15 protein-coding genes are annotated in these 14,423 nt (G+C 39.2%); 13 read left to right on the top strand and 2 right to left on the bottom strand.

Going from position 1 to position 14,423, the window contains the following annotated elements:
• Positions 1-96 precede the first annotated feature (96 nt).
• Both BLR37_RS19335 and BLR37_RS19330 read left to right on the top strand, forming a co-directional pair.
• Positions 97-732 (top strand): HAD family hydrolase, encoded by a 636-nt coding sequence (locus BLR37_RS19335; protein WP_090771479.1) that lies wholly within the window; start codon positions 97-99, stop codon positions 730-732.
• Positions 733-740: 8 nt separating this feature from the next.
• Positions 741-1,061 (top strand): Mpo1-like protein, encoded by a 321-nt coding sequence (locus BLR37_RS19330; protein ID WP_039478401.1) that lies wholly within the window; start codon positions 741-743, stop codon positions 1,059-1,061.
• A gap of 121 nt (positions 1,062-1,182) precedes the next feature.
• Here BLR37_RS19330 and BLR37_RS19325 read toward each other — a convergent pair whose 3' ends face one another.
• Positions 1,183-2,367: a proline dehydrogenase family protein gene (locus tag BLR37_RS19325; protein ID WP_090771477.1), complete on the bottom strand. Its 1,185-nt coding sequence runs from the start codon at positions 2,365-2,367 to the stop codon at positions 1,183-1,185.
• 95 nt (positions 2,368-2,462) lie between these two features.
• On the opposite strand from BLR37_RS19325, the gene BLR37_RS19320 reads away from it, so the two are divergent.
• From BLR37_RS19320 to BLR37_RS19270, 11 genes are all read left to right on the top strand, one after another.
• The gene (locus BLR37_RS19320; RefSeq protein ID WP_039478407.1) at positions 2,463-2,669 is read left to right on the top strand and encodes an RNA-binding S4 domain-containing protein; all 207 of its coding nucleotides are present in this window, start codon (positions 2,463-2,465) and stop codon (positions 2,667-2,669) included.
• Positions 2,669-3,724, top strand: a complete 1,056-nt coding sequence (aroB, locus tag BLR37_RS19315; RefSeq protein WP_090771475.1) for a 3-dehydroquinate synthase — start codon at positions 2,669-2,671, stop codon at positions 3,722-3,724. Before BLR37_RS19320 ends, aroB begins: the two co-directional genes overlap by 1 nt.
• 1 nt (position 3,725) lies before the next feature.
• On the top strand, positions 3,726-4,670 hold the full coding sequence (locus BLR37_RS19310) for a sterol desaturase family protein (RefSeq protein WP_039478410.1): 945 nt from the start codon (positions 3,726-3,728) through the stop codon (positions 4,668-4,670).
• Positions 4,671-4,785: 115 nt separating this feature from the next.
• Entirely contained in the window at positions 4,786-4,977 is a 192-nt protein-coding gene (locus BLR37_RS19305; RefSeq protein ID WP_090771473.1) for a hypothetical protein, read from the top strand.
• Between the two features lies 1 nt (position 4,978).
• Positions 4,979-5,206 carry a type II toxin-antitoxin system RelE/ParE family toxin gene (locus BLR37_RS19300; RefSeq protein ID WP_244154702.1) on the top strand — a complete coding sequence of 76 codons (228 nt, stop codon included), beginning with the start codon at positions 4,979-4,981 and terminating at the stop codon, positions 5,204-5,206.
• Positions 5,207-5,666: 460 nt separating this feature from the next.
• A complete protein-coding gene (locus BLR37_RS19295) occupies positions 5,667-6,500 on the top strand; it encodes a prephenate dehydratase (protein WP_090771471.1) in 834 nt (277 codons plus the stop codon).
• 131 nt (positions 6,501-6,631) lie between these two features.
• Positions 6,632-7,771, top strand: coding sequence for a chorismate mutase (locus BLR37_RS19290; RefSeq protein WP_090771469.1), 1,140 nt, complete (start codon positions 6,632-6,634; stop codon positions 7,769-7,771).
• A 144-nt stretch (positions 7,772-7,915) separates the two neighbouring features.
• Positions 7,916-9,205, top strand: coding sequence for a 3-phosphoshikimate 1-carboxyvinyltransferase (gene aroA, locus BLR37_RS19285; protein ID WP_090771467.1), 1,290 nt, complete (start codon positions 7,916-7,918; stop codon positions 9,203-9,205).
• A gap of 127 nt (positions 9,206-9,332) precedes the next feature.
• The gene (gene aroC / locus BLR37_RS19280; protein ID WP_090771465.1) at positions 9,333-10,430 is read left to right on the top strand and encodes a chorismate synthase; all 1,098 of its coding nucleotides are present in this window, start codon (positions 9,333-9,335) and stop codon (positions 10,428-10,430) included.
• Between the two features lie 5 nt (positions 10,431-10,435).
• Positions 10,436-11,047 carry a DUF1684 domain-containing protein gene (locus BLR37_RS19275; RefSeq protein WP_244154701.1) on the top strand — a complete coding sequence of 204 codons (612 nt, stop codon included), beginning with the start codon at positions 10,436-10,438 and terminating at the stop codon, positions 11,045-11,047.
• Between the two features lie 121 nt (positions 11,048-11,168).
• Positions 11,169-11,921 (top strand): LytR/AlgR family response regulator transcription factor, encoded by a 753-nt coding sequence (locus BLR37_RS19270; protein WP_090771461.1) that lies wholly within the window; start codon positions 11,169-11,171, stop codon positions 11,919-11,921.
• Here BLR37_RS19270 and BLR37_RS19265 read toward each other — a convergent pair whose 3' ends face one another.
• The gene (locus tag BLR37_RS19265) at positions 11,922-14,237 is read right to left on the bottom strand and encodes a tetratricopeptide repeat-containing sensor histidine kinase (protein ID WP_090771459.1); all 2,316 of its coding nucleotides are present in this window, start codon (positions 14,235-14,237) and stop codon (positions 11,922-11,924) included.
• Positions 14,238-14,423 lie beyond the last annotated feature (186 nt).

Raw genomic sequence — 14,423 nt, 5'->3', positions numbered from 1 at the left:
GAACACCAAATTTCCGGGCTTTTTTATTGTAAAAAGATAAGCTTTTATACATTTCTTTAATGCAGCAATAATATCTTTGCAGCAAATTGGTAGCACATGCAAAACATTAAAAACATCATTTTTGATTACGGAAACGTAATATTCGATATAGATTTCAAAATCGCACAGGCATCATTCCAAAAACTGGGCATTACTGATGTAGAAACCTTTTTTGCACATAAAGCACATAACAGCCTCTTTGATGATTTCGAAACAGGAGCCATTTCTCCGGCTGAATTCAGGGCAGGCATTAGAGCCGCAGCCAACCAACCCCAGCTTACCGACCAGCAGGTTGATGACGCCTGGAATAGTTTATTGATTGGTACCATACAACAAAACCATGATCTGCTTTTGCAGGTTAAAGCAAAATACCGCACATTTTTATTAAGCAACAATAACGAAATCCATTACGACTGGATTATCAATTACCTGCAGGCTACTTTCAAAATGAACAATTACGACGATTATTTTGAAAAGGCTTATTTTTCGCAGCACATGAAATTGCGTAAGCCCAATACCGATATTTTTGAGCAGGTACTGAAAGAAAATAACTTAAACCCAGCCGAAACCTTGTTTATTGACGATAGCCCCCAACACATAGCAGGCGCTAAAAAAGTTGGTTTAAATACTTTACTCATGACCGAAAAACCAGCACAATTAGGTGCGTTTCTGAAAGCGAATGGAATTTTGTAAATTAGGATATGGCAGAGAAAAAGTTCAAATCGCTTAAAGAGTTTTATCCATTTTATTTATCAGAGCATACCAATACCACCTCGCGTGTACTGCATTTTGTGGGTACGGGTTTAGTCGTATTGGCTTTCTTTGCCGGCTTTCTCTTCCATAACTGGCGTTTTTTCCTGTTAATGCCTTTGGTAGGCTATAGTTTTGCCTGGGTAGGGCATTTCTTTTTCGAGAAGAATAAACCTGCTACCTTCCAATATCCGGGTTACAGTTTAGCCAGCGATTTTATCCTTTTTTATGATTTGCTAACCGGAAAACAGGCTTTCGTGGTGAAGAAGTGATTTCAGTTCAAAAAAACAGTTGGCAATTTTCAGCTGGCAGTAAACTACCTAAAACCGAAACTACCAACTGCTCACTGTATTTGGTCAACTGAAAACTGTCAACCGAAAACTGAAAACTGGCCTACAGTTTCCTTCTTTTCAATTCTCTTTCAATTAAACCAAGCTCTCTACCGGTTTGGCCGGCAACAGAAGTATTTTCCTGTGCTCTTCTAAACAGGTAAGGCATTACAGCTTTAATTGGTCCGTAAGGCACATACTTAGCCACATTGTAATTCGAATCGGCCAGGTTAAAGCTTAAATTATCACTCATGCCTAACAATTGTGCAAAATATACGTGCGGATGGTTATGGTCAATATTTTTTTCTTCCAGCAAATAGGTTAACAAACGGCTGCTATCTTCGTTATGCGTTCCGGCAACAATTGCAATCTCCTCAATATGATCTACACAGTAGCGTAACGATTCGTTATAATCGCGATCAGAAGCAGCTTTATCCGGCTGTATTGGTGACGGGTAGCCCATCTCCGCTGCACGTTTGCGTTCTTTTTCCATATAAGCGCCACGAACCATTTTAACACCTAAAATAAAGCCATCGGCCTTCGCAATTAAGTGATCGGCTTTCATATCAGCCAGTTTATCGTGACGGTACATCTGATAAGTATTGTACACAATAATGCGTTCGCGGTTAAACTTACGCATCATATCCAAAGCTAGTGCATCAATAGTATCCTGTATCCAGGTTTCTTCCGCATCGATCATAATCGGCACACCTTTATCATAGGCGGTTTGGCAGATTTTTTCGCAACGCACTTTTACTTTATCGTACTCAGCCTCTTCTGTTGCTGTAAGCGTTTCTTTCGCATCTAATTTTTGTAACAGGGCAAAGCGGCCAATACCTGTAATTTTAAATACCGTAATCGGAATTTTTATATCTCCATCGGCACGAACAATGGTGCGGATAATTTCTTCACAGGTTTCATCAAACACCTGCTCTTCTTCTTCTCCCTCAACCGAATAATCTAAAATGGTACCCACACCACCTTTATGTAATTGTTCTATTGCTTTATCGCACTCAGCAATGGTTTCGCCACCGCAAAACTGCTGAAATATGGTTGCTTTAATCGCACCCTGAATCGGTAGTCCGATATTTAAGAAGAAATTGGTAATGGCCGGGCCAACTTTGGTTAGAAAATTATTGGCGATGATTTTAAAAAGCCAGTAAGCTTTTTTTAATTCTGTATTGGTTTTTTGGCGGAATGCAACTTCCGTGTTATCGAAATTTGGTTGCTTATTGGGGGATAAATCCATTTGTATGCTATAAATTAAGTCAGATTGGTGCAAAATTATAAAAAGCATTGATTGTTAAAACTAAAAAGGTTTAAATAATCGTATTTTTGCAGAAAATGATACAATTCAAATTAGAAGGCGAATTTATTCCACTAATTCAGCTGTTAAAGGCTACCGGGTTGGTTGGAAGCGGCGGCGATGCCCAGGCCGTTGTAACAGAAGGCTTGGTAAAATGTAACGGCGAAGTAGATTACCGCAAACGTTATAAGGTTAGAGTTGGCGATATTATTACTTTTGGGGAAAATAAAATAGAAGTTATTTAATGGAACCACTAACGAGCGCAGGCCACTCCGTTTATTTCGAAAGCAATTTAGCAGCTTTAAAAGTACTTTTAGAAAGCAACAAATACAGCAAAGTTTTTGTACTTGCTGATGAACATACCAGTGAAGTATGCTTACCGCTTTTTCAATCACTTTTAGATTTTTCTGAATTTGACCTGATTGAAACTGCAGCAGGCGAAGAAAATAAAAACATCGATTTCTGTATCGGCATCTGGAAAACCTTACTGGATTTTGAAGCCGACCGCAAAAGTTTAATGATCAACCTTGGTGGTGGTGTAATTACCGATATGGGAGGCTTTATTGCCTCTACCTACAAACGGGGAATTGATTTCGTAAACATTCCTACTACCCTTCTTTCGCAGGTTGATGCTTCCGTAGGTGGCAAAACCGGAATTGATATCGATAACGTAAAAAATATGGTGGGCACTTTTACCCTGCCACAGATGGTTTTTATCGAAACCGGCTTTTTAGAAACCCTCCCTGAGCGCGAACTTTTATCAGGCTTTGCCGAAATGATTAAACACGGTTTAATTTACGATAAGCCTTATTACGAAAAATTAAAGGCGGGCAGCTACCTGACACCATCTGCAGAAGATATTTACCGCTCTGTTGAAATTAAAAACGAAGTGGTTACCATCGATCCGCATGAAAAAAATCTGCGTAAGATTTTAAATTTCGGTCATACCATTGGTCATGCCATTGAAGGTTACTCGCTGGCTAACGACGAAAACCCACTAACCCACGGCGAAGCCATTGCTATTGGTTTTGTCTGCGAAGCTGCGCTTTCGATTAACAACAGCACACTTACCACCGAAGAGCTGGAAGATATCAGTAAATATATCTTATCACTATATCCTAAATACCACATCAAAAAAGAAAGCTACGATACGCTTTTAGAATTGATGAAAAGTGATAAAAAGAACGAAGATGGTAACATTTTGTTCTCTTTATTAGAAACAACAGGCAAATGCGCGTTTAACTGCCGTGCTACCAAAGCCGATATTTTAAGCAGTTTAGATTATTATAACAGTTTATAACATGAAGTTTACCGGAAGTGATATTTCTGTAATCGGGCTTTTTGGTTTCGTAATCGTTTTAACCCTGGTTGAAATGTATTTCAGTTACCTGCACGACAGGAAATTATATACCAAACGCGATACCTGGACCAATATTTACCTGATGACAGCCGCTATTGTAATCAATCTGGCTACCAAAACAGGTACTTTTTTCTTATTGCAATATTGCTACCAATTCCGTTTGTTCCAAATCAGCAACATCTGGATTTACTGGCTGGTGTTAATTTTAGCTCAGGATTTTCTGTATTGGTTTTTGCATACCGTTGGCCACTATGTGCGCTTTTTCTGGGCCATGCACGTTACCCACCATTCGTCAGAGCACTTTAACTTAACCACTGGTTTCCGTTCTACTGTTTTTGAACCTTTGTACCGCGTATTCTTTTACCTGCCACTAGCCTTTATGGGCTTTACCGCGGTTGATATTCTTTTTGCCTACCTGGTTACGCAAATTTACGGCAACCTGGTGCACACCCAATACAATATCAAATTCCCGAAATGGTACGAATATATTTTTGTAACGCCATCTCACCACCGTGTACACCACGCCAGTAATGTGCGTTACCTGGATAAAAATATGGGTATGGTTTTAATTCTTTGGGACAGATGGTTTGGAACTTTTCAGGCCGAATTACCTGAAGATGAAGTAAAATACGGTTTAACTACCCAACCTACTGATACCGGGCCTGTAAATATCATTTTCCACGAGTTTATTGCCTTAACCGCTGATGTAAAAAAGGCACCAACTTTTATGGATAAAGTAAAATACGTTTTCAATCCGCCGGGATGGAGCCACGATGGCAGCACCAAAATTGCTAAAATTATGCAACAGGAGCTGAGGGATGCTGAGATCCTCGAAAAATCAAAAAAGTTAAAGTCTGAACAACCCGAATTAAGTTCGGCAGTATAAAATTAAGCGGTCTATTACGGGCCGTTTTTTTTTGATTTAATCCCTATAGAAATGGACAAACAGCGCCAAAATATTTAAAGATATAATTCGTATTTTTGATATAAAGTTTATTGCCATGACAACATTGACTATACAAGTTAAAGATAACGATACAGAATTTCTTTTAGAGGTACTAAAAAGAATTAATGCGAAAGTGATCCAAACTTCTAAAAAGCAACTTTTACTTGATGGCATTACGCAAGGAATAAGAGAAGCTAAAGAAATCAAAGCCGGAAAAATTGCGCCATTATCATTGAAAGATGTATGATATGGCAGAAATTACCATAGTCTACTCGCCAATTTTCATAAAAAAAGCTAAGCAGCTAAAGAAGAAACATGCATCATTAATTAGCGACTTATCTGAATTAGAATCCGTATTACTTGAGAACCCAAGAACAGGTACTGATTTAGGCAATGGCATTTTCAAAATAAGATTAGCTGTAAAAAGTAAGGGGAAAGGAAAAAGTGGAGGTTATAGAGTAATTACCTACTTATAAGTTAAAAATAAAATCAATATGATTTACATTTATGACAAATCAGAAGAGGCTACTATTACTAAAAAAGACATACAGAAAATAATTGATACCTTGTGATACATGTTCAATTCCTTAACAACGTATAAATCACTTGCCCTACATATTCCCAATAACAAACGCTCATTTTCATTACTTCAAACCAACCTTTAACAGAATTTATACCATGCACCAAAACGGTCTAAAATCAATAAAATTAAATTTTATTAAAAATATTTTCAATTTCCTATTGACAAATTAAATTTTGTTACTACATTTGGCTCAACGAAAAAAAGAGATGAAAAATTTTAGCACATATTACTTTGGTTACTTTTACTATTTTAGTGAGAGCCGGGGCTAATATGCAAAAAGATATATAAAAAATATTAAAATGTATAAGAAAGTCCCGGCAAACAGCCGGGACTTTTTTTGTTTAACGCAAAAAATGGAAACGACAAAACGAGTAGCAATTCAGGGTATTAAGGCCTCTTTTCACGAAGAAGCAGCCTACAAATTCTTTGGTAAAAGCATTGAAACTGTAGAATGCAATTCATTTAAAGAAACCTGCGATAAGCTTGAAAAAAACGAAGCAGATTTCGTGGTAATGGCCATCGAAAACTCCATTGCAGGTAGTTTATTACCAAACTATACCCTGATTCGTGATTATGGTTTCTCGGTTGTTGGTGAAGTGTATTTGCCTATCCAATTGCACTTAATGGCTTTACCTGGTGTAAAATTCGAGGATATTAAAGTGGTAACCTCACACCCTATCGCCATCCGTCAATGTATCGATTTCTTTTACGATTACCCGCACATTAAAATTGTGGAGAGTAACGATACTGCAGCCTGTGCCAAACGCATTCAGGAAGAAAAACTGACAGATACAATGGCAATTGCAAACAACTTAGCTGCTGAACTTTACGGCTTAAACATTTTAGAACGCCGTGTAGAATCGAACAAGAAAAACTACACCCGTTTCCTCATCCTCAAAAAAGATAAAACAGACGAAGGCAAAAAAATAAACAAGGCTTCTATCTGTTTCCAGGTTGGGCACAAAGCCGGCTCGCTGGCCACCGTGTTAAACATCTTTGCCGAACAGGATGTAAGCTTAACAAAAATACAATCTATGCCGGTATTAGGTAAACGAAACGAATACTACTTTTACGTCGATTTAGAATGGCCAAGCACCGATAAATACGATAAAGCCGTTAGGAAAGCATTAAAATATACCTCGAACTTTAATATCCTTGGCGAATATCAGAAGAACGATAAGGTATAACATGGTTAACTGTATAAACTGGTTAACTGTCAATTAACCGATTTAAACAATTAACCGATTAACCAAAAAACAACACAACAATTAAACAATTTAAAATATAAACCGGACTCCGGAATTAAATACCAATCATCATGAAACTAAATTTAAACATTCAACCTTTAAACACCTGGTTAAACGTAAACAACGAACCATTAATCATTTCTGGCCCTTGTAGTGCAGAAACCGAAGAACAATTATTAACTACCGCACATTTATTGGCTGCAACTGGTAAAGTATCGGTTTTAAGAGCCGGTATCTGGAAGCCGCGTACCCGTCCGGGAGAGTTCGAAGGTATTGGCAGCATTGGTTTAGAGTGGTTAAAACGCGCTAAAGCAGAAACCGGTTTACCAACAGCAGTTGAGGTTGCAAATGCAAAACACGTTGAAGAAGCTTTGGCAGCTGGTGTTGATATCCTTTGGATTGGTGCACGTTCTACAGTAAACCCCTTCACCGTACAGGAAATTGCCGATGCTTTAAAAGGTCATGATGTTCCGGTATTGATTAAAAACCCTGTTAACCCTGATTTACAGTTATGGATTGGTGCAATTGAGCGTATCAATGGCGCAGGTATCACTAAAATTGGTGCTATCCACCGTGGTTTCTCTTCATTCGAGAAAAGCTCTTTCCGTAACGAACCGATGTGGGAACTTGCTATCCAGTTAAAAACGCTTTGCCCTGATTTACCAATCATTAACGATCCAAGCCACATTTGCGGTAACCGTGAGTTAATCCCTTACATCTCGCAAAAAGCCCTGGATTTAGATATGCAAGGTCTAATGATCGAATCGCATGTTGATCCTTCAGTAGCCTGGACAGATGCTAAACAACAAGTTACTCCTGCTGCTTTAGCAGAACTGGTAGACCGTTTAACTGTACGCGAACCAGAGGTAGCAAACGAAGCTTCGGCTGATAAATTAGCTGATTTACGTAAATCAATCGATAAAATTGATGATATTTTATTACAGAAATTAGGTGAGCGTATGGCGATTGTTGCTAAAATTGGTGAATTTAAACGCGATAACCAGGTAACCATTTTACAGGTTAACCGTTGGGATGCCATCATCCAAAAAGGTCAGGCTTTTGCAAAAGCATTAAAATTAGACCTAAACTTTACCGAAAAATTCTTAGAATTGGTACACGGTGAGTCGATCCGCAAGCAAACTGAAATCATGAATGCTGGCAAAGCTGAGCAAGGCATTGCTGCTGAGCAACATACAGAAGTTAAAGCATAGGTAAGCTCAAAGACTAAAGCTAAAAGCGGCGTCTGACAGCGATGTCATCCTGAGCTTGTCGAAGGAATGTGACGATTAACAATATATAATGAAGTGTCAGATGTTTCCATCTGACACTTACATTTGAGCATAAAACAAAACAAAATGTCAAAAAATGCCTTAGTTTCTTTTAAAGGAACCAAGAATATTAATACGGAAATCCAATTAACAGGCTCTAAAAGCGAATGTAACAGAGCGTTAATTATCAGCGCTTTAAGCAAGAAACTGGTTAAAGTAGAAAACTTATCGAATGCCGCTGATACTGTGACTTTAAATGGTATCTTAAACAAGCTGGGAGTTGAGAATGGTGAGTCTGCAGTAGACTCTAAATTGAAAACTGCAAACTCAGAACTGGTTGATGTAGGACCTGCAGGTACTGCAATGCGTTTTCTTTCGGCTTATCTTTCGGCAAAAAACGGTAACTTCCTGTTAACCGGAACCGAGCGTATGAAACAACGCCCAATCGGTATTCTGGCCGAAGCACTTAAAAAAATTGGTGCAAACATTTCTTATGCAGAAAACGAGGGTTTTCCCCCACTAAATATTATCGGTCCATTGGATCAGAAAACTGCCCAGATAAAAATTAAAGGCGATATCAGCAGTCAGTACATTTCTGCCTTGTTGATGATTGCTCCTGTGCTACCACAAGGTTTAACTTTAGAAATTGAGGGCGAACTTACTTCTAAGCCTTATGTTGATATGACTTTGGACATGTTGGCTGAAGTAGGTATTGCACACACCTGGAACGGAAATTCAATCTCCATCGAACCGCAGGCTTTTAAGCCCGGCACTTTGGTTGTTGAACCGGATTGGAGTGCTGCATCGTACTGGTATAGCATCGCTGCATTAGCCGACGAAGCAGAGATCAGCCTACCGGCTTTAAAAGATAAAAGCTTACAGGGCGATAGCCAGATCCAGAAAATCATGAAAATTTTTGGCATCGCAACCAGCAAAACTGAAAAAGGAATTTCGATCAGCAACCTTGGGCTTTCACTCGATACCAATCAGGTGTTAGACCTTAAAACCTGCCCTGATTTAGCACAAACCATTGTGGTTATTGCAGCTGCATTAGGCAAAAACATGGCTTTTACAGGTTTAGAGACCTTAAAAATTAAAGAAACCGACCGTATTGCCGCATTACAAAACGAACTGGCTAAAATCGGTGTTACTTTAACCGAAGATAACCTGGTTTATACTTTAAATACCGACAACCTTCATTTCCCTGATAAAATTACCATTGCAACTTACGAGGACCACCGTATGGCAATGGCCTTTGCTCCACTTGCCCTACTCATCAACGAAGTTGAAATTGAAGAAATGCAGGTTGTAGAAAAATCTTATCCATATTACTGGGAGGATTTGAAAAAGGCGGGATTTGACGTACAGGAGATTTGATAAGTGAGCTTTGAGACAACGCTAACAGCTGGAGTAAAATAATTAACCTTAAAAAATTGAAGTTTAGACATGATAACCGGGATATTTCTCCTATCACATATCTAACTTCCAACATCTAAAATAAAATATGGCAGGTAACTCTTTCGGACAACTTTTTCGCATCACGACCTTTGGCGAATCTCATGGCGTAGCTATTGGCGTAATTATCGATGGCTGTCCGGCACAATTGGATATTGATATGGATTTTATCCAGTCAGAACTGGATAAACGCAGGCCAGGTCAGTCGAAAATTACAACGCAAAGAAAAGAAAGCGATACCGTTCAGGTATTATCGGGTATTTTTGAAGGAAAAAGTACCGGAACACCAATTGCCTTGCTTATTCCAAATGAAGACCAGCGATCAAAAGATTATGGCCATAATGTTGATGTGTACCGTCCGAGTCATGCCGACTATGTTTACGATGCCAAATACGGTATCCGCGATCACCGTGGCGGAGGCCGTTCATCGGCGCGCGAAACTGCTGCCCGTGTAGCTGCAGGTGCAATTGCCAAGCTGTTCTTAAAACAACAGGGTATTGAGATATTTGCGCATGTAACCTCAGTAGGAACAATTGAAGCTCCAAATCTGGAAAGCAACGATTTATCAGCCTTACTTCAAATCAGGGAAGAAAATATTGTACGTTGTGCTGATCCTGCTACTGCACACGAAATGGTCGAATTTATTGATGCGGTACGCAAAGATGGAGATACCGTTGGCGGAAAGATCAGTTGCGTGGTAAAAGGCTGCCCTGCCGGACTGGGCGAACCTGTTTTTGATAAGTTACATGCCGATTTAGGCAAGGCTATGTTAAGCATTAATGCTGTTCATGGTTTTGAATATGGCTCTGGCTTTGCAGGCAGCGAATTAAGAGGCTCGCAACATAACGATATCCCCCAGCCTAAAGCAGCCGATTCGAAAGTATTTAAAACCACTACCAATTATGCAGGTGGTATTTTAGGTGGCATTTCGAACGGGATGGATATTACTTTTAAAGTGGCTTTTAAACCGGTTGCCACCATTATGCACAACCAGCAAACCATTAACGCCGCCGGCGAAGCTGCCGAAATTAAAGGTAAAGGTCGTCACGATCCTTGTGTGGTACCTCGCGCGGTTGTTATTGTAGAAGCTATGGCTGCATTGGTTTTAGCCGATCAGTTTTTAAGAAATAAAGTAAGTACCTTATAAATCCTATGATGAGATTCCTGCCTGTTCTACTCGTTTTTATCAGTATAAATGCCTTTGCGCAAAGCTATTCAGCAAAAATTGCAAAGCACCGGGAAGCGTACAAGCAGGATTTTATTACCGACAGCCGATCTCCATTAAAGAAAAAAGATCTCGAAAACCTTCATTTCTACGATGCAGACAGTACTTATAAAGTTTTAGCTGATGCAGCACTGCTGCAAAACGAAAAGGTTTTTAAAATGCCCACCTACGATGGCACCAGCAGCGATTATTACAGGTATGCACATGTGAATTTCAGTTTAAATGGTAAAAAACTACAAATGACTTTATACAAGAGTGTTGTGCTATCGGCCAACCCGGTGTATAAAGATCATTTATTTTTGCCCTTTACCGACGAAACAAATGGCAAAACCACCTACGGTGGCGGAAGATATATTGATTTGGATAGCAAAGCAATTGCGAATAACCAAATTGAAATAGATTTTAACAAGGCCTATAATCCTTATTGCGCCTATAGCGAGGGTTATCGCTGTCCGGTACCGCCCGAAGAAAACGACTTACAACTGGCAGTAGCAGCAGGCGAAAAGTTATACACCGGCGAAAAGAAACACCGCAAATAATTCCCGATCGGGGATTGATAAAAAATCACGGGGATTTACACAATAATTCACATTTTCAATTAAATTTGAAACATTAAGTGTAAATCCCTTGTTCTCTAACTAAATTAAGTACTATCCCTAAATGACCTACAACTGCCTAATTGTTGATGACAACGAAATAGAAAGAGATGCAATTGAAATGCACCTTAAAAAAATCCCTTCATTAAACATTTTAGCAGTTTGTAGTAACGGAATCGAGGCCTCACAAATCTTAGCCTCAACCAGGGTTGATATTGTTTATTCGGACATTGACATGCCTGAGCTTTCGGGCATGGATCTGATGAAAAGCCTTAAAAAACAGCCTTTATTTATATTCATTACTTCATATAGTGAGTATGCTGCCGAAAGTTTTAACCTCGATGCTTTAGATTTTATTGTAAAGCCGGCTACCTTTGAGCGCATACTGAAAGCCACCAATAAGGCTATTGAATATCTTGAACTTAAAAAACTGGTTGGAAAGGAAACTTCACAGGATGAACAACCTGTTGGAGAAGAAGATGATCACTTCTTTTTCAGAGAAACCAAAGGCATTACCAAACTAAGGTACGATGATGTGATTTACATCGAAAGTATGGGCGATTTTTCGAAGCTGTTTACCAGCACCGATAAGCACGTGATTTTAGTTAGCCTGAAGAACCTGGAGAAACAATTACCGGCAAAACTTTTTGCCCGTGTGCACAAGCAGTATATCATTAACGTAAACCACATTGCTACCTTAACCAACCACGAGGTGCATTTAGATCATAATTTTACTGTTCCAATCAGTGCAACCAACAGACAGGAGTTGTTAGAAAAATCGATTGACAAGAAAATCCTTTCGCGTTTTTTAAAGTAATTATCTACCAAGTAAAATTTTAAAGTAACTCCCTCCTGTCACATTAACACCGGCAGTAATTTTACCGTTCATGAGGGCGATAAATGTTCTGCAGAGCAGTAAACCCAATCCTGTTCCTTTTTCTTTATTGGTGCCTGGCGTACTTACCCCACCACCTAGATAACCTGGTTTATTAAAATGATCGATTTGAACCGGGGTTAAGCCTATACCATTATCAGCAATTTTAATTTCGAGATGATTGGAGCCATTAACCGAGCTTACCTCGATAGCCCCTCCATTTGGGGTAAATTTAATGGCATTATTCACCAGGTTTCGGATAACGAGGCTGAGCATGTTTGCATCGGCCAAACAAGTTGTTCCGTCAGGAATTATGTTTTGCAATTTCAGCTCCTTTTCATTGGCTTGATCCTGTAGTGAGCCAAGCACCTCATTTACCAGGCCTTGAATATCCAGTGTTTCTAAACAAGGATTAAAACCGTGCATCTGACTGGCAGCCCAGTTGAGCAGGTTTTCCATCATGGTAGAAGTATAAGATAGGTTGTTCTTCAGCGATGCTGCGTAACGGTTTAATTTCTCCTGTTCAATGTTACCGCCTTCCAGCAATTGCATAAACGAAATAAGCGAATTAACCGGGGTACGCATATCATGGCTCACCACACTAAAAATGCGATCTTTCACCTTACTGAGCTGCTCGAGCTCGCGTTTTTGCGTATTGATAATTTTATTAAGCCGGGTGGTTTTACGCTGGTTAAAATAAATTACCACTGCAATAATCAGAATTAAGGTAATGGCAATAGTAAGCAACAGCTTTACGCGCTCATCGAGCTTAATCTGCTGGCGTTGCTTATTAATTTGCTTGTCTTTTACTTCGGCAGCCATTTGTGCCTGGAATTTAACCTTTTCAAATTTGCTTTCCTGGGCCAAACGCTGGAGATCCAGATCGGCCTTTGCCTTTTGAAAAGTAAGCAAATCCAAGGCCTTTTCTTTATCGCTCAGGGCCAGCTGCTGCCGCTTCAACACCAATTCCTGTTGCTGCCTCTTAAGTTCACCTTCGGTAATTTTTTGTTTAAGCAGGTAATCGCGTTCCTTAACACTAAAATCGAGCTGCATTTGCCGCCTGGTAATTTCTTTTTCCTTTTCCTGATCGAAAATTTGATCTCTTGCACCAATATACTGCCTGTAATAAGCCAATGCCTTGTTATAATCTTTCTTTTTTTCGTAAACTGCACTTAAGCCTAAACACGATTCTTTCTCGATATCGAGCAACCTGTTTTCTTCGGCAATTTTTAAGCTGTGGTTAAGTAAAACAATGGCGTTGCCCAAATCATTTTCTTTTTGGTAATAGTTACCCAGTGCATATAAACTGGAAGCATAACTTTCCTGATCTTCGCCATCCCTGCTCAGCTCTACCGATTTCTGATAAGATTTTAAAGCCTGCTCCTGTTGCCCTATCGAACTGTACAAATCGGCCAGATTGCGTTTAACACCGGCAATCAATCCATTATCGGCTATCGCCTCTGAAACCTTTAACGACTTATTGTAATAGTCCAGTGCCAGTTTCACTTTTTGACCTGGCAAAACATTCATTTCCGTTAATTCACGGTCTGAAGCTTCGAAATAATTGCTGCCGATTAAACCATAAACAACGGCTACTCCGCGCGAATTTTCGCCTTCCTGAGCAAATACTTTTAAAGCCATTTTAAGATAAACCAGGGCCTGACTCTGGTTACCCAAACTTTGATAAATACCCGAAATGTTGGTGTAGCAGCTTGCCATATCACTTTCGTTGCCTAATTTTTCGTAAATGGCAATTGCTTTTTGGTTAACCTCCAAAGCTTTAACATAATCAGGTATACTGCCATATAAGGCACCCAGGTTAAGATAGGTACCCGCAGTCATATCCAAATTGCCTACAGCTGTAAATTCAGTAACGGCAATCAGGTAATTCTCTTCAGCTTTTTGATAATTAGACCTGCCATGGTACATTAAAGCCCTTCGGTAATAAGCCATCGCCGAAAATTTTTTCATGTTTTTTTCGTGCGAAAGCTGAATACTTTTATTTAGAAATTCTTCTGCTTTATCTACATTTTTCATCCGCATGTACTGGCGGTAAATCTCAGTCAGAATTTTTATTTTAGATGAATCTGTCTTCAGATTTCTTTCGTTCAGATATAAAAGGCTGTCGAGTTTTTTTTGTGAAGCATTGGTTTGTGCAAAGCCGTTTAAACCCAGAAGTAAAAACAAAGTAAATGCAATACCTATCTTACAGAAATAAGTTTTATTAATCAACCGACTGAAAACAAGGCGTTTATTCATCCTGAAATTAAAACTGATGTTTAGTAATTAAAGGATAAACAAAAAACCTGCATCATGCAGTAATCTCCAATGGGGATGACTTGGAACATACTGAAATAACAAAAAATAGGGTTTGGTATATAAATGTATATAAAAATCTGATCATTTGGGCAATCAAATGTTTACGCTGTAGTTAAAAACACAGCC

Origin of the sequence: Pedobacter soli (assembly GCF_900101435.1) — a bacterium.
GTDB lineage: Bacteria > Bacteroidota > Bacteroidia > Sphingobacteriales > Sphingobacteriaceae > Pedobacter > Pedobacter soli.
Note: the sequence above shows the minus strand (reverse complement) of the source record. Positions and strands in the feature narration are given on the sequence as shown.

Coding starts and splice junctions, on each gene's coding strand:
- BLR37_RS19310 (WP_039478410.1), top strand. CDS start 3,726: ATGAAGTTTACCGGAAGTGATATTTCTGTAATCGGGCTTTTTGGTTTC.
- aroB (WP_090771475.1), top strand. CDS start 2,669: ATGGAACCACTAACGAGCGCAGGCCACTCCGTTTATTTCGAAAGCAAT.
- BLR37_RS19290 (WP_090771469.1), top strand. CDS start 6,632: ATGAAACTAAATTTAAACATTCAACCTTTAAACACCTGGTTAAACGTA.
- BLR37_RS19265 (WP_090771459.1), bottom strand. CDS start 14,237: ATGAATAAACGCCTTGTTTTCAGTCGGTTGATTAATAAAACTTATTTC.
- BLR37_RS19330 (WP_039478401.1), top strand. CDS start 741: ATGGCAGAGAAAAAGTTCAAATCGCTTAAAGAGTTTTATCCATTTTAT.
- BLR37_RS19320 (WP_039478407.1), top strand. CDS start 2,463: ATGATACAATTCAAATTAGAAGGCGAATTTATTCCACTAATTCAGCTG.
- BLR37_RS19295 (WP_090771471.1), top strand. CDS start 5,667: ATGGAAACGACAAAACGAGTAGCAATTCAGGGTATTAAGGCCTCTTTT.
- aroA (WP_090771467.1), top strand. CDS start 7,916: ATGTCAAAAAATGCCTTAGTTTCTTTTAAAGGAACCAAGAATATTAAT.
- BLR37_RS19300 (WP_244154702.1), top strand. CDS start 4,979: ATGGCAGAAATTACCATAGTCTACTCGCCAATTTTCATAAAAAAAGCT.
- aroC (WP_090771465.1), top strand. CDS start 9,333: ATGGCAGGTAACTCTTTCGGACAACTTTTTCGCATCACGACCTTTGGC.
- BLR37_RS19305 (WP_090771473.1), top strand. CDS start 4,786: ATGACAACATTGACTATACAAGTTAAAGATAACGATACAGAATTTCTT.
- BLR37_RS19270 (WP_090771461.1), top strand. CDS start 11,169: ATGACCTACAACTGCCTAATTGTTGATGACAACGAAATAGAAAGAGAT.
- BLR37_RS19335 (WP_090771479.1), top strand. CDS start 97: ATGCAAAACATTAAAAACATCATTTTTGATTACGGAAACGTAATATTC.
- BLR37_RS19275 (WP_244154701.1), top strand. CDS start 10,436: ATGATGAGATTCCTGCCTGTTCTACTCGTTTTTATCAGTATAAATGCC.
- BLR37_RS19325 (WP_090771477.1), bottom strand. CDS start 2,367: ATGGATTTATCCCCCAATAAGCAACCAAATTTCGATAACACGGAAGTT.